The sequence below is a fragment of the Nocardia sp. NPDC051911 genome, assembly GCF_040681035.1.
Classification (GTDB): Bacteria; Actinomycetota; Actinomycetes; order Mycobacteriales; family Mycobacteriaceae; genus Nocardia; species Nocardia sichangensis.
In genome coordinates this window covers 21,906-44,672 of sequence record NZ_JBFAXY010000007.1, presented here as the reverse complement: position 1 = coordinate 44,672, position 22,767 = coordinate 21,906, and the positions used below count along the sequence as shown (strand labels likewise).

Sequence of the window (22,767 nt, the reverse complement as noted above, 5' to 3'; positions counted from 1 at the left end):
ACGCACGGCCCGCCCATGCCGTCCGACTATCGTCCGGCCGTTGAGCTGCCCGCGCTCACCGGCGCGAGGTGGTGGGCGGCTTTCGCCGTCTTCGTCCTGCACGCGTTGGTCTTCATCCCGGCCTATCCGTTCCAGAAGTCGGAGCTGTTCCGTACCATTCACACTTTTGCTCCGATGCAGCAGGGCGCTGCGGGGGTGACCTTCTTCTTCGTGCTCTCCGGCTTCGTCATCTACTGGTCGTTTCGCGAAGGTATGCCGGTGCGGTTGTTCTATCGCCGCCGAATTCTGAAGATCTACCCGACCCATCTGGTCGCTGTGCTGGTGTTCGTGGTCGCGGCAGGCGTCCCGCTCGGCCGTGCGGTGGTGTGGGCGCCGAATGTCCTGCTCGTGCACACCTGGGTGCCGAAGTGGACCACGGTGGGCGGGCTCAACGTCCCGTCCTGGTCGCTGTGCGCGGAGTTGCTGTTCTACTTCAGCTTTCCCCTGGCCTACCCGATGGTCGCGCGTATTCCGCGACGCGGGCTGTGGTGGGCGGTGGCGGCGCTGCTGGTCGTGATCCTGGCGTTGCACACCGGTTTCTACCTGTGGACTGACGGCCCCAAGGGCATCGCCAACACCTTCGCGCCGAGGCTGCTGCGCGGCGATGTCTCGCCCGAGTTCGAAATTCACGCCTCACCACAATGGTTCGCGCAGCCCGATATTCCGATCCCGACGTCATATTGGCTCAGTTACCCTTTCCCGGCATCACGACTGCCGGAGTTCTACCTCGGAGTCATCGCCGCCCGTCTCGTCGCCGAAGGTCTCTGGCGCAATACGCGGCTGACCACACCGTTGACAGCGCTGGTCCTCGCCTACGGCGCCACCTGGTTCGTCCCGGTGAACTACAAGATGTCCGCACTTCTGGTGGCGCCGATGACGGCGGTGATAGCCACCTTGGCCGCCCGGGACCTGGCGGGAATCTCCGGCCTCAATGCCAGACGGCCGCTGGTCTGGCTCGGTGACATCTCGTACGCGTTCTACATGATCCAGTTTCCGGTCATGGTGATCGTCACCCGGCTGTTCATCGGCGGGCACCGCTACTCGATCGGCGGCTGGGCGTTGTGGGCGACAGTCGTACTGGTCGTATCGATCCTCGCCGCGGCGGCCATCTACCACGGTATGGACCGGCCCATCATGCGACGCTTCGCCGGACGCCCACCTGGTGACCGGCCACGTCGTGCGGCCACCGCTGCGGATCAGCCGCCGATCAGCGTGCGCGCGAAACCGTAGGCGATCTCGTTCGCGGGCCGCCCGCCCGCGGGCCCGTCGCGCAGTGTGCACAACACGATGACGGTGATATCGGTGACCGGGTCATAGCCCATGAACGTCTGGAACCCGGGGATCGCCCCGTCGTGGCCGAGCAGCGGTCCGAACGACTCGAGTCCGAGACCGTAGTGGATGTCCGCCGGATCGCTCCGGCTCAACGGAGCCGCGCTGTCGAGGCGCTGCGCCTGGAGCGGGGGCCCGAGCAGGCGGTCGCCACCGACCAGCTCGCGCACGTAGGCAGCCAGATCCGCCGCGGTCGAGATCGCCGCGCCCGCGGCCCCGATCCACGAGGGATCCAGGTTCGTCACGTCGGTCGGCAGTAGTGATCCCGCGCGAGCCGCGGCGAGCTGGTCGTCGGGCAACCGCGGTGACGTGAGCGCGGACTCGTTGGTGCCGTAGAGGTATCCGTGCGGGGACGGCATGGGTAGGGACGCGTCGCCGAGGGCTGGGAACGACGTGTTCGTCAGGCCGAGCGGAACGAAGATGCGATTCGTCAGCAGCGAGCGGATGTCCTCACCGGTTATCTGCTCGAGCACCGAGGCCAACAGAATCGTATTGGTATTCGAATAGCGGAACTCGGCATCGGGGGCGAAATACGGCGGCGACGAGAACCCCAGCCGCAGCAGCTCTTCCGGCTCCCACGTGCGCCCCGGGTCGTCGTCCATCGCTCGTGCGAGCTGAGGTGCTTCGTTATAGCTGAACAACCCGCTGCGCATGTTCAGCAGCTCGGCGATCGTGATGCCGGCGCCGTTCGGAACGCCGCGCCGGTACTTCGACACCGGATCATCGAGGGCCAGTCTGCCCTCCCCGACCAGCTGCAGCGCGACCGTGCCGACCATAGTCTTGGTGGTGGAACCGACGCGAAAGAAGTCGTCGACGGTCACCGGATCGCTCCGCCCGACCGTTCGCGTGCCGAAAGCCTGTCGCCACACGGTGTCCCGCGTCCGCACGTAGACCACCGCGCCCGGAACGAGGTGCGCGTCGAGCACTCCGCGCACGATGGGCTCCAGCGTGCGACCGAGAGCGGTGGAGTCCCCGGCGCTCACCGGGTTGTCACGCGCCCCGGGCTCGGACCCGCCGCCCACGACCACGACGGTGGCGTATGCGACGACGACTGCCACAATGAGCCGCGGCCATCGGCTTCTTCCATGGCGGAAGCTGTGCGTCGCCATCAGTCACCGATCACGGACACTGTGCCGTCGCTGAAGTTAGTGACGTAGACGGTCCGGTTGCCCGGATCGACGACGACACCGTGCGGGCGGCTCCCCACTCGAATCGAGCTGTCGGGCTTTCCGGTCCGAGTATCGATCAGAGAAACAGCGCTGGCAGTACGCACATCGTCGAGGCCGTGGTTGGTGACGTACACCGTCTTCCGCGGCCCGTCCACCGCCACGCCGACCGGTCCGAGCCCGACGCGCAATGTCGCGGTGACCGCGCGGGTTCGAATGTCGATCACCGATACGGTGCCGTCGGCATGATTGGTGACGTACGCGGTGCGCGTGTCGGAGTCGACCGCCACGCCCCAAGGTTGATTCCCGACATTGATCGTGGCCGCTACGACCGGTAGGGCGGGGTCGATCACCGACACCGTGTGGTCGACGGCGCCGGGCGGACCGGCGTTGGCGACGAAGACGCTGTGCGAACTCGGGTCGACGGCCACGCCGTACGGATGGCTACCGACCCGGATCGTCGCGGTGACCACCCTGGATCGGGTGTCGATCACCGACACCGTGTCGGCCTCGAAATTCGTGACGAAAGCGGTGTGAGAGGCGGAGTCGACGACGATGCCGTACGGCCCCGCGCCCACGGGGATACTTCCCGCAAAAGACCCATTGCGCGTGTTGATCAGTGACACGGAGGCGCTTCCGGCATTCGTGACATAGGCGAGCCCCGCCGCCGAATCTATGGCGACCGCGGTCGGCTTCACCATTCCCGGTGCCGTAACCACTCCGGTGACATTCGTCTTCGTGTCGATCACCGAGACCGAATTGCCTGCGCTGTTGGTAACGAACAAGTTCGCGCTGGTCGGATCGATCGCGACGCCCCAGGGTTGCGCGCCCACGGCGATCGTGGCGGTCACCGAGGTCGGTCCGGTCGCCACGGCCGCCGCGCGGTTGCCCGCGGCGCTCGGACCGTTGTCGCCGGACATCTTGCCGGCCAGAAAGCCGACGACGACAACAAGGAGAGCGAGCGCGGAGATCACCTTTACCCGAGTCGGAATCCGAGGCGCCCACGGGCGGCGGCCAGCGGGCAGCGGCATGATCACCGGTGGTGCCGGTGTGACGATGGCGGGCGCCACCGCTCCGCGCGGCGGTGTGGTCCGTGGCGGAGGCGACGGCGCGCGGGTGGCGGCGCGCGCCGCGGCCTGGGACAACGCGGGCAACCAGTCCCCCGGCCGGGGCCGCTGCGCCGGTACGGGCGACAGGGCCGCGCCGACGAGTCCCCGCACCGGAGCGGGCACGGCGGCGGGCAGCCGGTTCGGATCGCGGGTGCTCTGGTCTCCGGCCAGCAGCCGCAGCGCGAGCAACCCGAACTTGTAGGCATCCGATCGCGCGGTCGCCAGTTCCTCTCCGGGATTGACCACCTCGACCTCCCAGTCCGGAGTCTCGACTTGCGCCGAGACCGACCGGGACCGCAGCCGCATGGCATCGCAGTCGATGAAGTACACCTTCCGATCCGGCTGTAACGAGAACAGCAGGTTCTTCGGTGACAGGTCGCCGACCGCGATGTCGTGGCGGTGCAGAATCGTCAGCGCTTCGGCGGCTTCGGCCAGCAACTCGTAGCGGTGCCGGTCGGTCAGCGGAATGCCGCGCCGCGCCAGGAAACTGTCACCGTTGAGCAGATGCTGGAACTCCGCGGTCTTCGACTGCACCGCCGAGGACATGGTCATCTTGATGAAGAACTCGTCCGGAATCGCGGGCATCACGAACCCGGTCACCTGGGCGGAGTTGTCCGCCTCGACCAGCCTGCACGGCCACGCGACCCGGGAGAGCAGGTCCATGCCCTCCGCGAAGGGCAGCGATTCGAGGTAGGCGGGCATCTCCTCCAACACGTCGACCGCCACATTCGCCAGCACGACGGGTTTGTATTCCTTGTACACCACCGCTTTCGCGTATCGCATGCGCGCGCTCGGCGCGCTGAAGACCACCCCTTGACCACCGGCCGCCAGCTTGGTCAACGGGCCGAGCTGACCCACCTTCACTCGCTGCTGCGTCACTGCCGATCCCGTCAGTTCACCCTCGGCCAGATGGCCACCAATGTCCGGTCGTCGTCGAATGTCTCCCGCGAGAAATCCAGGGTGTGCGCGAATTCCAGGTGCGACGGCACCCGCCCAGCGAGCACCGAGGCGAACAATGCCCCGACCTCGCCGTCGCCGCCGCCGAGCGGATCGCCGAATCCGTCGGTGCCGACCAGCAACACCTGGCCAGGCTCGACGGTCACCGAGATGGGCTCGACTTCGTTCGGAACTCTGGGCAGCCCGCTCACCGCGGAGGAGGTCAACCCGGAGTCCGACGACTGCTTGCCGCCGAGTACCGGGACGAAACGCTCGTCCGACAGCAACCAGGCACCGGAGTCGCCGACACCGGCCAGCACCGCGGACAACGCACCGTCGGCGTCGCTCTCACACACCACACACGTCAGCGTCGTCGCCAGCACCTGCTCGGCCTGCTCGGCATCGGCCTGCGCCAGCGACAGCACAGCGGCGGCGCGCTCGGTCAGCATCCACGCGGTGTTCTGGAACAGCGATTGCCATCCGATGTCGCCGAGCGCCTCCACTGGCTGCTCTTCCAGCCACTGGGTGGCGTAGCGCACGGCGGTGGTCGAGCCGATGTGCGAATACCGCGCCGCGGACACTCCGTCGGCCACCGCGACGATCAGTCGATCACGATCCGGCGCCGCGGTGACCGCGAAATCGTCCTGACGGGGTGCGCCGTTGTATCGGTGCAGGTAACCACGCACCGATGCCGCGCGAACGGTGAACGGTCCGCGTGACCATCCGTCGATCATGGTGTCCGCGCGGTACGAATTCCTGCCGTACTCGGTGCCGATGGCCTTCGCCTCGAACGCCGGTGTGGGGGCGCCGACGACGATCGGCTCGCTCGCCGGGCGGCTCGGAAGGGTGGGTCCGATCGCCTCGTCCGCCGGTGCCGGGTTCACGATGACAGCCGGATCCGCGGGCACCGGATCATCCGGCAAGCGCTTGCCCCGCTTGCTCAGGAAGCCCATCACACCGTGTCCACGGCGAGCGAGACGAAATTATCGGGTTTCTCCACTTGCAGCGTCGCCTGTCCCGTCGCCAACGCCTGGCCCGAATTGATCACCGACTGCGTCAGCGCCGTGATGAATTTCGAGATCGCGACGCCGGTGTCGGTGCCGGCCGCGGTGATGAACGCGTACTGCGGGTTGGTCGCCACCCGCCGGATCACATCGGCGTCGGCCTGGCCGATGCCGAACGCCAGAATGTTCGGCCGGGCCGCGAAACTCGTCAGCCGCGCGTGCTCGGTCTCCCAGCCCTCGCCAGGATTCGGCGCACCGTCGGTGAGGAAGAACACGGCGGGTCGATTGACCAGGTAGCCGGCGGACTTCAGCGCGGCGATGTCGCGCGGTATCCGGTTGGTCAATTCGGCGAACGCCGCCGCGAACGACGTCGAACCGCGCGCCCGCAGTTCCGGCATGGCTTCCAGATTTCGCAGATCGGTCGGTTCCAGATGACAGACCGCGGTATCGGAGAACCCGAGCACACAGAAACGCACCTTCGCCGCGGCCATGGATTCGCCCTGCAAGGTGTCGAGCAAGCTGGACAGGCCCGCGTTCAGATCCGCCACATCGTCGACCATCGAATACGATTCGTCCGCGACGAAATATACCGGAAGAATTGTCGCCTTCGGTTCACTCATCAGGTGCCACTCCCTTTCACCCCGCCACCCGGGCGTGCCAATGCTACCGGGGCAAACGGTAATTCACTGTCGACCGTTCGACCGACAAATCCCTGCGCCCCACAGGTTTTCCTCCGCGCCACCCGAATCGCCGGCGTCAGCGCATTTCCACTCCGCGATATCCACGTCGCCACGCCGCCGTTTGCCCGACTGCCCGCCGAGGCCGTGGTCACAGGTCATCGATGCCGATCAGCGCGTCCTGCAATGCGCGGGCCACGAGAGCGGCTTTCGTCGGCGCGGGCCGGCCGACCGCTGCGTACTTGTCCCTGATCCGGGCCAGGTGGGTGTTCACCGTTCCCAGCGAGATATACAGCCGCCGAGCGACTTCCACCTTCGAGTCCGACGCTATCCACGCCAGCAGTACCTCGATCTCCCTGCTGCTCAGCGCCGGACGCTTCCGCGGCACCAATGTCGGGGGCAGCGCATCGTCTCTGTGATCGAACGTGACACTCATGAACCATTTCCTTTACAAGAATTCATCGCACGCGCCTACCGCCGACCGAACAGATCACGCACACATACCCGCACGAGGGCAACGGTGGCGACGAAGAGCGCGAAAAATATCAACGCACGCGAGAGATCGCCGGAGTTCCCGGATTCGGCCGTGTACGCGGACTGGCCGTAGACGAAGAAGCCCACGTCGAGTAACAGCAATCCCGCGAGCACGTACCACGTCCAGACGCGTCGGCGGGGGCCTTGGTGAATATTGATGTTCTGCCGACCGCCGTTGTTGGCGTAGATGCTGCTGCCGTTGTTGGCCTGATTGATCTGATTGTTCGTGTTGGGATTGTTGTTCGGTCCCGGCGACGGGTGCATCGTCATCTCCTGTGATGGCCGCCCAGCCAGATGTTCTGGGTTCCGTTCTGATTGGCGTGTACGACACTGCCGTCCTTCGCCACGTTGATCTGATTGTTCTGCGGGCCCTGCTGCGCCGCGCGGTCCGGCCCGTCCGGCCAGATGTCGGCCCCCGGAGCAAGGTGCCGGAGCAGACCGCGGACGTCTTCCTCGACCGTTCGGTACCGAATATGCCAGTATTGCGATTGCGATAGCGCGCGAATATCCGCCGGAAGCTGGTCCGGGCTCGGCAACGACGTGTCGTCCAGCAGAACGGGGACGACCGGTATCCCGCGCGCGAACGCGGTAACGAGTTCCATACGCACCCAGTCCCGATCGTCATCGATGCGACGGAGTCCGCGTTCGTCACGTGCGTCGAGCCAATACGAGCCGATCACCGACACCATCGTGTCGCATTCCTCGAGCGCACGGCGGATCCTGCGCGCGTACAACCTACCCAGGGCCAACGAATCCACGTCCCGGAAGACACGCGCCCTGCCGAGGTGTCGTGCCATCTGCTTCGATATCTCGTTGACCGCGTAGACGCTGTCAACGATGCGGTAGTTCAGGAATATTTCCATCAGTTGACCCGATTCTCGAGGACGATTTATCGAGCGCAGTGCTGCGCGATTGCGAATAGATGCCGCGGATGACGGAGCGATTTGGATGAACCGACCAGTTCGTTGCACCCCCGAGTAACATCCTTCGGATGCCTCACGGTCGCGAATCTCGTCCTCGAGCGAAACACCACGGTTTTCAGAGAACAGTCTGCACCCGGACCGAACTCTGAGCGACTCGAACAGCAAACGTTCGGTCATATATCCGACCGCGTGTCTCCCCTGACCGCCGGATCGAAAGGTTCTGGTTGGTTTATTTCCCCATTATGGTCGACTCGCCCTCCCGGCCGGCGCCGAATGTGCTCGGTTTTCGCATAAGTCGAGCGCCGTGCCGATTCACCGTAGGTCGGCACAGTCCTACCACCGTGGCCGCAACGCATCGAAGCGGCGTTCTCGTCCTCATCATTTGCCCCCGCGGCGTTTTCCTACCTCCGGGCCGCGAACTGCGGCTCGCTCTTCAGCATTCAGCGAGCAGACGGCCGGCGACAGTGGTTGTCCGTTGCCGTTCGCAGCGGCAACGGACAACCGATCACTCAACGCTTGGCGAGGACCGACATCAGCGCCGGTTGGATGTCGAGCAGCGCGGCATGTCGGCGGTAACGGCCCACCGTACGGGCGAAATCGAGGAGATCCGCGCGGATTGTCACCGAGTCCACCGCGCTGATGACGTCGAGCAACGGCGCGATCAACGCGCACGCTCGATCCAGGTCGCCGAGCGCGGCGTACACCAACGCCCGCCGGGTGCCGAACCGCGCCCGGTCACGGTCGGACTGCTGCGGATTCCGCGACATCGCTCGGTCGAACAGTACGGCGGCGTCCTCGAGGTTGCCCAAATCGTAGTGACACCAGGCCTCGATGAGGACAGAGCGCTCGTGCAGGGCCGAGGGCCCCAGCTCGTTCTCCCCAGTGCGATGTGCGACGTCGTAAAGGTTCGCGGCTTCGTCCAGCGCTCGCATGGAATTCGAGTGGTCCAAGCCGATGGCATAGCCCTGTGCCGCCCCCAGCGCGGCCAGCCAGCGGATCCGGGGATGGACGGCGTGGTCGGCGAGCACTTGCTCGGTGAGATCGGTCGTCTCGGCGGAATCGCCGCGATACAGACTCAGCACCGCCCTGCGGACCAGCGCGTAGCTGACCATGTGCTCGTCGCTGACGGCGGAAGCGTGGTCGACCGCCCGGGTCGTCCACCACAGCGCGCCGCGCTCGTCGCCGCATTCCTGGGCCATCCAGCCGGCGAATTCCGCGGTACGGGCGGCGTGCAGCAGAAGTTGCCTGCGCAGCTCACCGGCACTGCGCAGAGCGGACGCGGCCGCGGCATGTTCGTGTATCACCGCCATGGGGAAAACGAGGCTGGGACTGCTGGTCCGGCCGAGGCGTTTGATCTCCTCGAACAGCGCGCTCAAGCCGGGTAGCGAGGCGGCGGAGCTGGTGGCTGTCGCGGGGAACGCGGTCACCGGCGGCACGCCGAAGTCCCCGATCCGGAACACACCGGACCCGTCCGCGTGCAATCGAACGTTCCACTCGGCATCCGAGTAGCCGCCGACGTCGATATCGAGATCCAGGTCCGGCTGTGCCGCCGAGGGCGCCAGCACCAGCAGGTCGCCTCCCGCGGACAGGACCGCGTCGCAGGCGCGCGCCAGCGCCGAGGACGGCGACTTCTGCCCGTTCTCGACCCTGCTCAGATGACTCCTGCTGTAGTGCACGAGTTCGGCGAGTTTGCCCAGGGCCAGCCCCTGTTCGAGTCGACGCTTGCGCAGTTCTCGACCGAATTCAGCACTTGCCATAAGTATTACCTCGGAATCCGTTGCCAGCCGGAAATTCTCGCGCGCGACGAATTTTCGGCGAACCTGCAACCGCCCCTATGATCCAGGGCCGACCGAACACCACACCCCTTGTCGCTGCGAGTGTACCCCCGCGACTCCGCGCCGTCAGCGAATCCAACCGCTGGGCGGGCGGCTGCGCCACCGCCGTGCCGTACTCTGGCGATTCGGCGCCGAGACACGCCGAATCAGCCTATGCCAGCCGGGAATTGGGGACAGGATGGATACGGATCATCGCATCAAGCACCTCGAGATGTTGCAGTCGATCATCGCGCGATTGAGCCAGCAGTCGTTCACGGTGCGCGGATGGTCGGTGACCCTCGTCTCCGTGATATTCGCGCTTCTCACCACACAGGCCCGGCAAGGATCGGGCCTGATATTGCTGGCGCTGGCACCGGCCTGGATCTTCTGGGGTCTCGACGGTTACTACCTGAGCCTGGAACGCCGTTACCGGGAACTGTTCGCATCCGCCGCGCGGCAACTACGTGAGCCGCTGGCATCCGGGCCGCTCCCGTTCGACATGATTCCCGATTCCGACCGGCCCGCACGCGATTTCGCGCGCGCGATCGTCACTCCGAGCGTGGCCGCGATTCCCGTGGTCTTGACCGCGCTGATCATCGGCTACCGGGTAGTCGCGGTCGTCGGCGGGTGAGCGGCGCCGTCCGGACATTCCCGCCACCAGTGCCGATGTAGGAGCGTACGGCGAAGCCCCTGGCGCTGGATGCGTCCAGGGGCTTCCGTATCGAAGCGGTTCAGCGCTTGGTCAGTTCGGGAGCCGTGGTCTCCGATCCCTCGACGGACTCCACCGGGGCTGCCTCTTCGTGCGCGGCGGCCCGGTTCGGCAGCAGCACCGCCATGACGATCACGATCAGCGCCAACGCCGCCGAGACGAGGAAGGCCAGGCGCATGCCGTCGAGATGCGCGGCGACGAGGTCGCTTCCCTCGGCGGCGAGCGACGTGGCGCGCGCCGACATCACCGTCACCACGAGAGCGGTGCCGAACGCCGCGGCGACCTGCTGCAAGGTGCCGAGCATGGAGCTGCCGTGCGAGTACAGATGCTGCGGCAGCGCACCGAGACCCAGGGTGAACACCGGGGTGAACGCCGCCGCCAGCGACACCATCAGCAGGATGTGCAGGGCCAGCAGCTGCCAGTACGGCATGGTCATCGAGATCTGAGTGAACCCGGCCAGCGCTATGGCGATTCCGATCGACCCCGGGATCACCAGCAAGCGACCGCCGAACCGGTCGAACAGGCGGCCGACGGTCGGCCCGAGCAGACCCATCGCCAATCCGCCTGGCATGACCAGCAAGCCGGTGGCCAACGGGCTGAGGCCACGCAGGTTCTGCAGGTACAGCGGCAGCAGAATCATCGACCCGAGCATGGCCATGAACGCCACCGACATCAGGATCAACGCCTTGGTGTAGGTGGCCGACAGCAGCACGCGCAGATCGAGCAGCGGGGTACCGCTGCGCTGCAAGCGCAACTGCCGCCACACGAACAGGGCGATCAGCGCCGAGCCCACGGCGACGATGCCGAGCGGGCCCGCGAAGTCGTCGCTTTCGAACCGGCTGAGCCCGAACACCAGTCCGCCGAACCCGAGCGCCGCCAGCGCCACGCTGGCCACATCGATCTGCCCGGCTTGCGGTTCACCGACGTTCTCCAGCTGCCGCAGCCCCAGCCAAGTGATCACACCCGCGATCGGCAGCACAAGCACGAAAAGCCAACGCCACGAAGCGATTTGCAGAACACCACCGGAGATCACCGGCCCCATCGCGGGCGCAACCGAAATCGCCAGGGTGACATTGCCCATCACCCTGCCGCGGTCGTGCTCGGCCACCACCGTCATCAGAGTGGTCATCAGCAGCGGCATCATCACAGCGGTGCCGAAGGCCTGCACGATCCGGCCGAGTAGCAGCACCGCGAACGACGGCGCGACCGCCGACAACGCGGTACCGGCCAGGAAGACGCCCATCGCCGCGGCATACGCCTGCCGGGTCGACACGCGCTGCAGGAACCAGCCGGTGGTCGGGATGACCGCCGCCATCGTCAGCATGAACGCCGTCGACACCCACTGCGCCGCCCGGTCGGTGATCGCCAGATCCGCCATCAGGCGCGGAATCGCGTTGATCATGATGGTCTCGTTCAGGATCACCACGAAGGTAGCGAGTACCAGCACCCGAATGACGGTCGGTGTCCGCCCTCCCGAGGCTGGAACGGATGGTGCGGCGGACATCGGATACCTCCGGAGGCATGGGTCGTTGACAGAACATGTGGCCCTTCGCCGAGTCACCGGATCGCATCCCGGCGCCACAGCTGTAGAGACGGTGTCGACTGCTCGAACTCATCGGGCGCGGGTCAGTATTCCGCCCGGCACCGACACAAATCACCCGGTTTTCTTGCCGATACACCCAGCACCCCTACTGGAAACCGCTGGTCAGGACCCTCTACAGCCCTACGCGAATCCCAATCGTGAGCCTGGTCACTCTAGGCGATCCGCGCTCGCGGACTGTCCCGACACGGAGTCCGAGTGAAAACCTGCCCGCCGCAACCCCGAACGCGACGCTCGCGCCGGGGCCTCGGCGTGTCGGCGGCATTGCCCGGCTACCGCGGCAGGCAGCAGCTAGGGCTCGAGGTCGGCCACTCCTTTGCCGGTCGAAATATCGAACGGCACAGAAGCCTGGTCGTGCGTGATCAGCCAATCGCCGTCGATCTTCCGGAAGCAGAGAGTGACCCGGACCCACATACCGTTCGTCGCCACCCCGTTCTGCAGCGTGCCACTGAGCCGACCGAAGGCGTGTCCGAATGCCACATCGTCGCCCACGGTGAGGACCAGGTCGCGAACCTCATAGTTCACGTCCTGGAAGAACATGAACGCGTTCGCCCAGTTCTTCGCTTTCGCCGCGATACCGACATGCTGCAGCGGAGGCTCGACGTCGAAGGACACGACGTCCGTTGCGTAGAGCTGCTTCACGCCCTCGAGATCCTTGGCCCCGATTCCTTCGGCCAACTTGTCGATCCGCCGCCTGATCTCGGCTTCGTCCACTGCGCGTTGCGCGGGCGCCGATACCACCGAACCAACTCCGTGATCGTTGGCAGTCATTGCATCCTCCATTCGATGAATTTCCGGCCGCGAGGCGATCTCTTCTGCGGGATCACCCGACGGCGGCCGCGGCAGCGGCGCGCAAAGGTGCGAGAGCGACGCTCCACGCGACGACCTGATCCAGCGTTTTGCCGAGGGCGGCGGCATGGTGCTCGCCCGGTACGAAGGTGGTGTGGTTCTCGAAATCGGTGAGCACCGAGATCGCGACCTGATAGCCCACGTCGGCCATGCCCAGCGTGCTGCAGACCGTCCGCAACTGCACCACCGCGCGGGCGCCGCCGTTCACGCCGTAGGAGACGAATCCGACCGCCTTGTCGGTCCACTCCGCGAACAGGTGGTCCAAGGCGTTCTTCAGCACTCCCGGGACGCCGCCGTTGTACTCCGGGGTCACCACCACGAAACCGTCGAACGGTGCGATGCGCTCCGCCCAAGCGCGGGTATGCGTGTTGACGGACGGGCCGAACATCGGCGGCACCGCTTCGTCCAGATGCGGCAGCGGGTGGTCACGCAGATCGATCAGTTCGAACTCGGCGTCGCCGCGCTGCGATGCTACGTCCAGGACCCACTGGGCGACCTGCGAGCCGTTACGGTTGGGTCGGGTACTGCCGAGAATGATGCCGATTCTGGTCATTTCCGGAACTCCTGCTTCGCTGAAAGTGTCACGACCTTCCGACGACACAGCCGTCCGGAATGTCAGGCTGTCTCACAAATCGGGTCGCTGTCTCGTCGATTCGGTAAGGGCCCGCGTCGACCGAAGGAGCCGATACCCATGACCGACCCGCACCTGCGCTCGGTGATCAGTGAACGCCGTCAACTGATCAATCTCGCCTACCGGCTGCTCGGCTCGTTGGCCGAAGCCGAGGATGTGGTGCAGGAGACCTACCTGCGCTGGTACGCGTTGCCCGAGCGGCAGCGGCAGGAGGTGGCGGCGCCCGGCGCCTGGTTGACGACGGTCGCCAGCCGCATCTGTCTCGACCTCCTCGGCTCGGCGCGTGCCAGACGGGAACGTTATGTAGGCGAATGGATTCCCGAGCCGTTGCCCGACCGTTCCGAATGGCTCGGTGGTCCCTCCCCTGCTGATCCCGCCGACCGGGTAACCCTCGACGAGTCGATCAGTATGGCGTTCCTCGTCGTCCTCGATTCCATGACACCGGCCGAACGGGTCGCGTTCGTCCTGCACGATGTCTTCCGCTACTCCTTCGCCGAGGTCGCCGAGATCGTCGGACGCACCCCTGCGGCTTGCCGCCAGCTCGCCTCTTCCGCCCGCCGCCGCATCCGCACCGCGCAGGGGCCGTCGGGAACCCGGCACGCCGAGGTGATCAGGGACTTCAAACGTGCCTGGGAGACACAGGACATCGAAGCTCTGATCGGGCTGCTCGATCCGAACGCGACCGCGACCGCCGACAGCGGCGGCCTGGCCCCGGCCTTCCTGCACCCGATCAACGGCGGCGAGCGGATCGCCCGCGCTTGGATCGAAATCGCCGCCCGATCTCCCGAGGTGAGGTTGCTGGAGCGCACGGTGAACGGCCAACCCGGCCTGGTGGCGCAGCTCGCCGACACCATCGTGTCGGTCTACGCCTTCGACATCGCCGACAACCGGATCACCCGCATCTGGGCGATCCGGAATCCGGAAAAACTCAGCCTCTGGGCAGCGGACTGAACGACTGCTCCGGGGTCGAGAGTCGGCGGATCGCCGCAGGCCTCTTGACGCTGAAGGGACGCGCGAGCACGGTACGGGCCTATTTACAGAGCAAGGCGGTGCTGCCGACGGTCGAGTCCATCACGATGTACCCAGCAGGTTCGCACACGGCCCCCCAGAACCGACTCGAATCAGCGTCGACCCGCGGCGCGGTCGTCTGCGCTACGAGTCGATGGGCGAGGTGTTGAACAGCAGCGGTATGGGTTTCAGCTGCCCGCGCTGCCGGTGGAAGGTCGCGCCCTGCGCAGTTCGCAGGCGAGCCGGTCGGTGTCCGGCCGGTCCTCGCCGGAACGGGCGCAGCCCTGCGAGGTGTAGCCCCGTTCGTTGTAGCCTTGCCGGTCGTAGCCCCACCTGTCGTAACCCCACCTGTCGTAACCCCAGCGGTCGTAGCCCCAGACATCGAAGCCGTCGGGTCCGTAGGGGTCTTCCGGCTCAACAGTTTTCGGAAATGACGGAGTCGTCACGGGCGGTTCGGTCGTGACCGGCGGCACGGTGGTGACCGGCGGCACGGTCGTCACCGGCGGCACGGTAGTGACCGGCGGCACGGTCGTCACCGGCGGCGCGGTCGTCACCGGCGGCACCGTCGTCACGGGCGCGATGGTGACAGGTGCGGTAGTAGCCGGGGGTTGATCAGGGGTTGCGAATGCCGGTAAGACCAGCGCGGCCGGAGCAAGCACCACCGTCCCGGCGACTGCGGCCAGCAGGACCGACTGTCCAACCGTGCGCGGACTTCTCCGCCAATGAGACATCGTTGACCTCCAACTCGACATAAGCGCGCTCGCCGCACCCGAGTCCCCTATCGGTCGAATGTCCGAATTTGCTACACAGCAGGGCGTTTTGCTTCCCCACCCGTGACGGGGAAACCTGCTCAACGCGTGGAGATGGCCGAGCCCCTCCCAAGGTGTGGTCTGATCAGCACCACAGAGTTCGACGCACACGATCATCGGCATGTGCGCGCGTTCGCGAGATCAACTGCTGGCCAACGTTGCGCCGTTTCGAAACGAGCCACAGTGGACGCGGCCCGTGCTGGCGCTTACACGGTGAACGGGCAGTCGGTCCTCGCGGCCCTCCGAACAGAGGTCGAGGCAGCGGGCTCGGCCTCAGCTTGCTGCCGCCAGCACCCTCCATACCTTTCTGGAACGCGAGCGGGCCTGCGGAGCCGCGTATTCGATTCGCTGGCGCGCTTCGTGGGCACTGATCCGCAGCAGATCAGTCAATAGCTCCACGGTGTCCCGATAGCCGGTGTCCGCGGCGAGGCCACGACGTTCGGCTTCGGCGACGGCTGCGCGCATGGCAGCATCCAGTCGCCTCCGACGGCGTTCGGTTTCGACGAGGGTGCGCAGCAAATCGACATCGGCCAGTTCCGGCCATCCCGGTGCTGGAGCATCCGGCGCCGCCGCGATCGAATGTTTGTTCACCCGAACCAGCCTACCTCAGTGTCGAACATATGTTCGACAATTCGATACGCCGAGCCTGGCGTCACTGTCGGTGCGCTATTGGCGGCCTGGCGGCGCGGCGCATTCGCACGGATTCGGCATGAGCGTTGATTTTCGTACCGGAACCTCGGCCCATCACACTCGGCGTAGACAGCATCGATCTCACACCGAGGCTCACTGTTCGGAATCATCATGGTGACGCCGTTGGACGACTCGGTCAGGTTTCGACACGACCGGTCGACGAAACGTTCGGTGGCGAATCTTGGCGTTTTCTTGGTGAGGTCCGATCAGTGGACCAAACGAATGAAGCCCCTGACCATATTTCCTGGTCAGAGGCCTATTCTTGCTCCCCCATCTGGACTCGAACCAGAAACCTGCCGATTAACAGTCGGCTGCTCTGCCAATTGAGCTATAGGGGATTGCCCTTGGCTCGTCCGGTTGGTATCGGGCGGGCCGAGGAGAAACTCTAGCGTATCGCTGGGCGGAGGCCCAAATCGCGGCGCTACCTGCTGAGTTGTCACTGAGAGCGGGGGTGTCGCTACCGAGTGTCCGGATCGACAGGCGTGTGGGGTGTCGGGCAGGATGGGGGCGGCGAACTGGCAACTGGGAGGAGCACATCGAGATGCTGCGGTTGATCATCGGCGTGGCGGCCGGCTACGTACTCGGCAGTAAGGCCGGGCGGGCTCGCTACGAACAGATCAGCGCCGCTACCCGCGCGCTGACCGAGAGCCCGGTGACCCGCAAGCTCGTGCTCGTCGGCAGGCAGAAACTGGCGGACAAGCTCAGCACCCGCCCCCGCCTCGAACCGATGGAGCCGATCGATGAGCGGACCACCGTCCTGGTACCGCACGACCAGCTGCGCCGCTGACCCCGCACATGCTGTGACCGATCCTCGCACCAGTCGGACTGTGTGCGAGGAATCACGGATCTGATCGACCCTAGGCCCCGGTGGCGAAGTCCCCGTGGTTGCCCATCGCCTGGGTGAGCAGGCTCTTGCGGTACTGCTCGAGAGCGACGAGGTCGCCGAAGAGGGCGAAGTAGGCCTCCGGCTGTTCGGTCGAGGAGACCCGCTGGAGCTTGGACTTGAGTTCGGCGATCTGCCTGCCTACCCAGGCCTCCTGGGTGCGCGCAAGGACACCGGCGACGAAGCGCGGGATGTCGGACTCCGATTTCACCGGCAGCGGCTCGTTGGCGAGCTCCGACAGCAGGGCGCGCACGGTCAGATCCTCGGTGCGGTCGGCGACGGCGTTGACCCATTCGGCGCCGCCGAGCCCGGCGGCCGTGCCGCCCGCCTCGGCGATCAGGCCGCGAAGGACCGAGTAGGCGGGGTGGGTGAAGGCTTCGGCCTCGAGCGCGTCGAAACCCGCTCCGGCCATCGCCGGGTACTGGAGTGCGGCGGCGAGTACCTGCCGTTGCGGCAGCAGGGTGGGATCGTTCGGATTCGGCCGTGCCGCAGGATGTTCCGCGACCACCTGGCGCGGCGCGGGCGCACGCCCCGCGCCCGCCTGCCCGCCGCCGTTGCGGTTCCGCTTGGCTTCCTCGCCGACGCGGCGCACCACGGTCTGGATGTCGTCCCAGCCGACCCACCCGGCCAGTTTGGTGGCGTAGGCCTTGCGCAGGGCGTTGTCCTTGATCTGCGCGACCACCGGCACCGCCCGGCGCAGCGCCTCCACCTGGCCCTCCGCGGTGTCCAGGTTGTGGTCGGCCAGTAGACCGCGAATCACGAACTCGTACAGCGGGGTTCGGCGGGCGACCAGATCGCGCACGGCGGCGTCACCGGAGTGCTGCCGCAGTTCGCACGGGTCCTGCCCGTCCGGCGCGATCGCGATGTAGGTCTGACCGGCCAGCTTCTGATCACCAGAGAAGGCTTTCAGGGCCGCCGCCTGGCCCGCGGCATCGCCGTCGAAGGTGTAGATGATCTCGCCGCGCCAGAAATTGTCGTCCATCATCAGGCGGCGCAACAGGGCGAGGTGGTCGTCGCCGAATGCGGTGCCGCACGAGGCCACGGCGGTCTTTATCCCGGCCAGGTGCATCGCCATGACGTCGGTGTAGCCCTCGACCACGACCGCCTGGTGCCCCTTGGCGATCTCGCGCTTGGCGTGATCCAGGCCGAAGAGCACCTGGGATTTCTTGTACAGCAACGTTTCCGGGGTGTTGATGTACTTACCGGGCATGGTGTCGTCGTCGAAGAGCTTGCGGGCGCCGAAGCCGATGACATCACCGGACAGGTTGCGGATCGGCCACAGCAGCCGTCGGTGGAAACGGTCGATCGGGCCGCGCTGACCCTGCCGGGACAGCCCGGCCGCCTCCAGCTCCTTGAAGTCGAACCCCTTGCGAAGCAGGTGTTTGGTGAGCGTGTCCCACCCCGTCGGGGCGTAGCCGCAGCCGAAATGGTGCGCGGCCGCGGCGTCGAAGTTGCGATCGGTGAGATATTTGCGCGCGGTCTCGGCTTCCGGCTCGCGCAGCTGGGCGACGTAGAACTCGTGCGCGTCCGCGTTCGCCGCGACGAGCCGGGACCGGGTGCCGCGATCGCGCTGCACCGAGGTGCCGCCGCCCTCGTAGTTGATCTGGTAGCCGATCCGGTCGGCCAACTGCTCGACCGACTCGACGAACCCGACGTGCTCGATCTTCTGCAGGAAGGCGAACACGTCGCCGCCCTCGCCGCAGCCGAAGCAATGGAACAGGCCGTGATTGGGTCGCACGTGGAACGACGGCGACTTCTCGTCGTGGAACGGGCACAGGCCCTTCATGGAGTCCGCTCCGGCGCGCTTGAGCGCGACGTACTCGCCCACCACGTCTTCGATCCGGACGCGCTCGCGTATTGCCGCGATATCGCGATCAGGAAGTCGTCCGGCCACGGCAGAGAGTCTAGGCGAAGCCGGGGCCGACGCGCCCGGGCGGCTCGGCACCGCGAGTTCCGGGCGAAGGCGCCCTCGCGGGGAATCACGAGCGATCCAGTTCCGCGCGGATCGCCGCGACCGTTTCGGCCAGACGTGACTGGTGGGAACCCTGCCAGTAGATCCGGCCGCAATCGCGGCACTGCCGGAAAATGTCGTAGTAGCGGCGGGTGAGCGGTTCGAGGCGATCCTCGACCTCGGCTTTGTCGACCTCGGCGACGACGCCGCCGCAGCGCAGGCAGCGGGTGAACGGATCCAGGCATGCGACGAGGTCGAGCCGCCGGATCACCTCCACGACCTGCTCGATCGGCTGCTCCGACCAGATGTATACGCCGTGTGTGACGTTGCGGCGCTTCAACAGGCCTCGGTCACGGGTGAGCAGGATCCGGTGCTCAGCCGCGGACGCCTCGGCGAGTTCGGCGTCCTCGGCCTCCCACCGGCAGTGCACGTCGAGACCCAGCAGCCGCATCAGCTTGGCGAGACCGCCCAGATTCACGTCGGCGAGGAAGCGCGGCTCACGCAGCGGATGCGGGCGGACCAGCGTCACCCGGCCGATGTCGAGTGTCTCGAACACGGGATACGCGGTGATCCGCCCGCCGAGGCGCGGGTGATGATCGAAGTCGACCGGTTCTCCGTCGACCAGGACCAGGTCCACTTCGGTGTGCGGAATGCCCGCTGCCTCGATGACGTCCTTGACGGTCTGGTGCGGGCGGCACGGCCGACGCAGCACGGTGTATCGCTCGCCGGGCCGCAGGAAATCGTTCAGCTCGGCGTAGACCCGGAGATCGACGCTCATTCGACGAACAGCGCCATCGATGCGGTGAATCCGTGCAGCGCGTTGCGGCCCGCGATGGGCCCGATCTCACCGGCGGCGAAGAAACCCGCGAGTGGGATGCCGTCGAGCAAGTCCTCGATGGTCGTGGCGTCGTGGTCCGCAACACCGAACATCCGGCGGCCGCGTCCGTTGCACGTGAACAGCAACGCACCGGCCGGACGGACGGAAAGGTCGGTGCGCGCACGCGCCAGCGCGTTCCGCAGGTCGTGGTCGGCTCCGATCGCGTCGCGGACCTGGAATTGGACGGTGGTGCCGACTTCCACGACCTCACCCACCTCGATCGCGCCGCTGGACGGATCGGCGCCGAGCAGACCGCGGATCAGGAAGTCGCCCTGCCCGGGCTCGGCCAGGTGCTCGTCGACGACGAACCCGATCTGCAGGCCGCGCGCGAGCTCTTCCTGCTGGTCGGGTGGCAGCACGGCGACGATCTGACGCAACCGCTCGATCGGGGACAGACCGCCGAGTCCGGTGATCACCGTGCCGTCCGCGCCGGTGACCGTGTAGGGGTTGCCGATCGGACGGCAGCCCTGGGACACGATCGGCACGTTGTGCAGTCCGGGAAGACGCACGCCGACCGCGCCCGAGGTCACCACGGCGTGGTCGCGGAACAGGCGGCTGCCTTCCGGGCCGTGGCCGCCGCTGACCAACCCGCCCATCACGACGGTGCCGGGCAGATCCGTGTTCACGTACTCCAGCAGCAGATCGGCCGGAAAGGAGTAAGGGTCGGGCAGCAGCAGGTGGAAGTCGCGTGCGGCCTTGTCGAAGCGATAGCCGGCGAGGAGCCCGCCGCTGGCCGTGCGAAGGAAGTCCAATTGGAAGGTTTCGGCTGCGGGCAGTCCGGAGGCCAGCCACACCGCCACCGCGGGTTCGTCCTCGATTTCACGGCGACCCGCCACCACCGCCTGCGCCACGCATCCGATCAGGGCGGGCACCCGGACCGTCCGGTGGACGCCGGAGAGCACCTCGACGGCGTCGTCGGTGTGCACGCGGGACGCGAGCAGCACAGCGAGCGACGGCGCTTCGCCCGCGATCTGGTCGCGGGCGCGCGCTGCGGCCTCCATGCCCGCTCGCCGCGCTTCGGGCGCGGTGGAGAGCCCTACTCCGATCCGCACCCTTCCATGGTAGCCAACCTGCGGCTTCAGTGAATTCACCTGTCGCGCAGTGCTTTTCATCGACATTGCCGAGCCGGTACCGCCAAGTGGCCCGATGCGCGGGGCGGGCCGGAGATTCCTCAGCTCCACGAGCGAAGCGACAAGGGCGACGAACAGGTTGCGAATCGATAGCTGTTCGGCGGCAGCGACGCATACTCGATCTTCCCAGCCCGGGGAGGTCCGGCGGATTTGAGCGACAATAGCCGCGACCACAGTCTGTTTTCGGTCACCCGGGACCAGAGTGTCGGCGCGGGCCGGGCGCACCGCGGCAAGACCTGATGAGGACAGGCGGGAGACATTGTGAGTCAGCCGTCGCGGATCGACACGGGCGAGCTGCGCGCGATGGTATCCACCTTGGAGCGGCTCATTGCCGACGCTTCCCGGACGGTCGGCGAACTGAAGGCGGCCATCGCCTCCGCGGAAGGGCTCGTCGACGGCGACCGGCTCGATCATGCCGAAGCATTGCCTGTCTTGGCGCCCGCACCGGAGAGCCGGGTGCTTCCGCCGGAGTCATCGGCCGAGCCCGCGCCGAAGGCGATGCCGACGCCATGGTCTCGGAAGACCCAGGAGACGCCCTGGTCCAAGCGGGTGGTCCGGCCATACCCGGCGGCGCCGGGCACACCGGTTCGCGTATCCGCGGGCCGCGAGATCGGCGTCTCGGCAGAGTTGTCCGCAGCCGTACGCCGACCGGCCGCAGGGCATCACCCGCAATTCGAACCGGCAAGTCACCGGACCGACGCCCTCGACGAGCCGGCATCCGTCCGGCGCTCGGTTGTCGCCGAGGGCCCTGCACCCGCAGTCACCGTTGCTCCGGCGTCGATCCGGCGGACGGACCGGGGCGAGCACTCCACACCCCGTCCTCGGATGGATACCGCATCCGGCCGCCGGTCCCCTGACGGCCGCCCACCGAATCAGCCGACCGTCGCCGCACCCAGCCCACCGGTCGAAAGAGCGCACCGCACCGAGGACATCCCGCAGATCGGGGACCCGCGCCACGAGGTAGCCGCTCCGCGGGCCGACAGAGCCGGCGGTCTTCCGCCGCGTCTGGACATCGAGATCGCCGAAGACTCGATACCGCGACCGGATAACGAACAGCCGACCCTCGCACCGGGCCCCCGGGGCGGGTCTGCACCGGCCCGGCCAACCGATTCCACCGGCGCCTCCGCACCGACCGACTCCACGAGCACCACCGCTGAGGAGCACCGAACCTCAGCGTGCCGGATTGATGCCGAGGACAACCACGAACCCGTCCGCGCGACGAACGGCACGCAACATCCAAAACCGATCCGCCGAACGGATTCGCCGGAAGCCATCGCACCACCGCGACGTATCGGTACGGCTGACGACACCCCGTCCGCTCCGGAGACGGGCCCCGCATCCCGTCCAAAGCCCGTCCCGAAGACGACAGAACCTGCGCTCCCTGAACGCACCGATGACCCCGGGCACCTGGCCCCGATCCACGCCACCGGCGGTGTCGCACCCATTGAAGAAGCCGACAACCCGCATCTTCCGGCGGTCACCCCGCGAGACGACACGACCCTCGACACCGCAACCACCCCGACGTCCGGTATCGCGGACGACTCGCCGCTTCCGTTCCAGTTCGATACCCCACCCCTTCCGGCACGGATCGAGCCCACCCATCAGTCCGGCAGCGCAGGCGAGCTCGCACGTCGCCGAAGAACCGGCCAACCCACGCCCACTCCGAAGACCGACGCCGCGTCCTCCCCTCAGAGCGATCGCCCCACCGACTCCGCATCCCTCCAGGTTCCCGACGCCCCACCTACACCGTCGATCGACTACACAAACCTCTCCGGCCAACAACCGCCAATCAGCACCGACGCCCTGGAGCCCCACCCACCGACGGACATCGCCGAGGAGACGGCACCCGCACCCGCAGCTACCACGCCCCACCCCGAACCGAACCCCCAGAACGACGCCACAGAGCACCCCGCCGCCAAACGGCAGACAACCTCAACGCCCGACCAGCCGATCGACAGCGCGCGCCTTTCCGGCCGACAACCGGCAATCAGCACCCACGCCCCGGAGCCCCACCCACCGACGGACATCGCCGAGGAGACGGCACCCGCACCCGCAGCTACCACGCCCCACCCCGAACCGAACCCCCAGAACGACGCCAC

Annotated in this window: 21 protein-coding genes and 1 tRNA gene; 5 read left to right on the top strand and 17 right to left on the bottom strand. The window is 66.8% G+C overall.

Translation table 11 applies throughout. From position 1 onward, the window contains the following. Positions 1–15: 15 nt before the first annotated feature. A complete protein-coding gene (locus tag AB0L97_RS10685) occupies positions 16–1,269 on the top strand; it encodes an acyltransferase (protein ID WP_364427474.1) in 1,254 nt (417 codons plus the stop codon). On the opposite strand, the gene AB0L97_RS10680 is transcribed toward AB0L97_RS10685, so the two are convergent. The 8 genes from AB0L97_RS10680 to AB0L97_RS10645 all read right to left on the bottom strand — a co-directional run bounded on the left by AB0L97_RS10680 (position 1,236) and on the right by AB0L97_RS10645 (position 9,474). After that, positions 1,236–2,426, bottom strand: a complete 1,191-nt coding sequence (locus AB0L97_RS10680) for a serine hydrolase domain-containing protein (RefSeq protein WP_364427471.1) — start codon at positions 2,424–2,426, stop codon at positions 1,236–1,238. The two genes, AB0L97_RS10685 and AB0L97_RS10680, sit on opposite strands and share 34 nt — an antisense overlap. Before the next feature lie 50 nt (positions 2,427–2,476). Further along, positions 2,477–4,522 (bottom strand): hypothetical protein, encoded by a 2,046-nt coding sequence (locus AB0L97_RS10675; RefSeq protein ID WP_364427468.1) that lies wholly within the window; start codon positions 4,520–4,522, stop codon positions 2,477–2,479. Positions 4,523–4,533: 11 nt separating this feature from the next. Continuing rightward, positions 4,534–5,532: a protein phosphatase 2C domain-containing protein gene (locus AB0L97_RS10670; protein ID WP_355072971.1), complete on the bottom strand. Its 999-nt coding sequence runs from the start codon at positions 5,530–5,532 to the stop codon at positions 4,534–4,536. Next, complete coding sequence (locus AB0L97_RS10665) at positions 5,532–6,203, bottom strand: VWA domain-containing protein (RefSeq protein ID WP_355072540.1); 672 nt, start codon at positions 6,201–6,203, stop codon at positions 5,532–5,534. Before AB0L97_RS10665 ends, AB0L97_RS10670 begins: the two co-directional genes overlap by 1 nt. Before the next feature lie 208 nt (positions 6,204–6,411). Next, positions 6,412–6,696, bottom strand: a complete 285-nt coding sequence (locus tag AB0L97_RS10660) for a helix-turn-helix transcriptional regulator (protein ID WP_364427463.1) — start codon at positions 6,694–6,696, stop codon at positions 6,412–6,414. A 35-nt stretch (positions 6,697–6,731) separates the two neighbouring features. Next, positions 6,732–7,058 (bottom strand): hypothetical protein, encoded by a 327-nt coding sequence (locus tag AB0L97_RS10655; protein WP_355072537.1) that lies wholly within the window; start codon positions 7,056–7,058, stop codon positions 6,732–6,734. 2 nt (positions 7,059–7,060) lie between these two features. After that, a complete protein-coding gene (locus tag AB0L97_RS10650; protein WP_364427459.1) occupies positions 7,061–7,894 on the bottom strand; it encodes a toll/interleukin-1 receptor domain-containing protein in 834 nt (277 codons plus the stop codon). 332 nt (positions 7,895–8,226) lie between these two features. Next, a complete protein-coding gene (locus AB0L97_RS10645) occupies positions 8,227–9,474 on the bottom strand; it encodes a helix-turn-helix transcriptional regulator (protein ID WP_355072533.1) in 1,248 nt (415 codons plus the stop codon). A gap of 256 nt (positions 9,475–9,730) precedes the next feature. On the opposite strand from AB0L97_RS10645, the gene AB0L97_RS10640 reads away from it, so the two are divergent. Next, positions 9,731–10,162, top strand: coding sequence for a hypothetical protein (locus tag AB0L97_RS10640; RefSeq protein ID WP_355072531.1), 432 nt, complete (start codon positions 9,731–9,733; stop codon positions 10,160–10,162). A gap of 100 nt (positions 10,163–10,262) precedes the next feature. Here AB0L97_RS10640 and AB0L97_RS10635 read toward each other — a convergent pair whose 3' ends face one another. From AB0L97_RS10635 to AB0L97_RS10625, 3 genes are all read right to left on the bottom strand, one after another. Then, complete coding sequence (locus AB0L97_RS10635; RefSeq protein ID WP_364427454.1) at positions 10,263–11,744, bottom strand: MDR family MFS transporter; 1,482 nt, start codon at positions 11,742–11,744, stop codon at positions 10,263–10,265. A gap of 387 nt (positions 11,745–12,131) precedes the next feature. Next, the gene (locus AB0L97_RS10630) at positions 12,132–12,611 is read right to left on the bottom strand and encodes a nuclear transport factor 2 family protein (RefSeq protein ID WP_364427451.1); all 480 of its coding nucleotides are present in this window, start codon (positions 12,609–12,611) and stop codon (positions 12,132–12,134) included. Between the two features lie 52 nt (positions 12,612–12,663). Continuing rightward, on the bottom strand, positions 12,664–13,242 hold the full coding sequence (locus AB0L97_RS10625; protein WP_364427448.1) for an NAD(P)H-dependent oxidoreductase: 579 nt from the start codon (positions 13,240–13,242) through the stop codon (positions 12,664–12,666). 138 nt (positions 13,243–13,380) lie between these two features. On the opposite strand from AB0L97_RS10625, the gene sigJ reads away from it, so the two are divergent. Beyond that, on the top strand, positions 13,381–14,271 hold the full coding sequence (sigJ, locus tag AB0L97_RS10620) for an RNA polymerase sigma factor SigJ (RefSeq protein ID WP_364427445.1): 891 nt from the start codon (positions 13,381–13,383) through the stop codon (positions 14,269–14,271). 245 nt (positions 14,272–14,516) lie between these two features. Here sigJ and AB0L97_RS10615 read toward each other — a convergent pair whose 3' ends face one another. Beyond that, positions 14,517–14,774 carry a hypothetical protein gene (locus AB0L97_RS10615; RefSeq protein WP_364427442.1) on the bottom strand — a complete coding sequence of 86 codons (258 nt, stop codon included), beginning with the start codon at positions 14,772–14,774 and terminating at the stop codon, positions 14,517–14,519. 13 nt (positions 14,775–14,787) lie between these two features. Here AB0L97_RS10615 and AB0L97_RS10610 point away from each other — a divergent pair, with 13 nt between their 5' ends. Beyond that, positions 14,788–14,940, top strand: coding sequence for a hypothetical protein (locus AB0L97_RS10610; RefSeq protein WP_364427439.1), 153 nt, complete (start codon positions 14,788–14,790; stop codon positions 14,938–14,940). Between the two features lie 470 nt (positions 14,941–15,410). Here the strand turns inward: AB0L97_RS10610 and AB0L97_RS10605 are convergent, their stop codons facing one another. Further along, positions 15,411–15,728 carry a DUF222 domain-containing protein gene (locus tag AB0L97_RS10605; protein WP_364427436.1) on the bottom strand — a complete coding sequence of 106 codons (318 nt, stop codon included), beginning with the start codon at positions 15,726–15,728 and terminating at the stop codon, positions 15,411–15,413. A 364-nt stretch (positions 15,729–16,092) separates the two neighbouring features. After that, positions 16,093–16,165: transfer RNA gene (locus AB0L97_RS10600), tRNA-Asn, on the bottom strand. 203 nt (positions 16,166–16,368) lie between these two features. Here AB0L97_RS10600 and AB0L97_RS10595 point away from each other — a divergent pair. Beyond that, on the top strand, positions 16,369–16,614 hold the full coding sequence (locus tag AB0L97_RS10595; protein ID WP_039796811.1) for a hypothetical protein: 246 nt from the start codon (positions 16,369–16,371) through the stop codon (positions 16,612–16,614). 70 nt (positions 16,615–16,684) lie between these two features. Here the strand turns inward: AB0L97_RS10595 and dnaG are convergent, their stop codons facing one another. The 3 genes from dnaG to AB0L97_RS10580 all read right to left on the bottom strand — a co-directional run bounded on the left by dnaG (position 16,685) and on the right by AB0L97_RS10580 (position 20,590). Beyond that, entirely contained in the window at positions 16,685–18,604 is a 1,920-nt protein-coding gene (gene dnaG, locus AB0L97_RS10590; protein WP_364427432.1) for a DNA primase, read from the bottom strand. An 85-nt stretch (positions 18,605–18,689) separates the two neighbouring features. Then, the gene (locus AB0L97_RS10585) at positions 18,690–19,439 is read right to left on the bottom strand and encodes a Mut7-C RNAse domain-containing protein (RefSeq protein ID WP_364427429.1); all 750 of its coding nucleotides are present in this window, start codon (positions 19,437–19,439) and stop codon (positions 18,690–18,692) included. Then, a complete protein-coding gene (locus AB0L97_RS10580) occupies positions 19,436–20,590 on the bottom strand; it encodes an FIST N-terminal domain-containing protein (RefSeq protein ID WP_355072512.1) in 1,155 nt (384 codons plus the stop codon). The genes AB0L97_RS10585 and AB0L97_RS10580 overlap by 4 nt, the downstream gene beginning before the upstream one ends. Between the last annotated feature and the right edge of the window lie 2,177 nt (positions 20,591–22,767).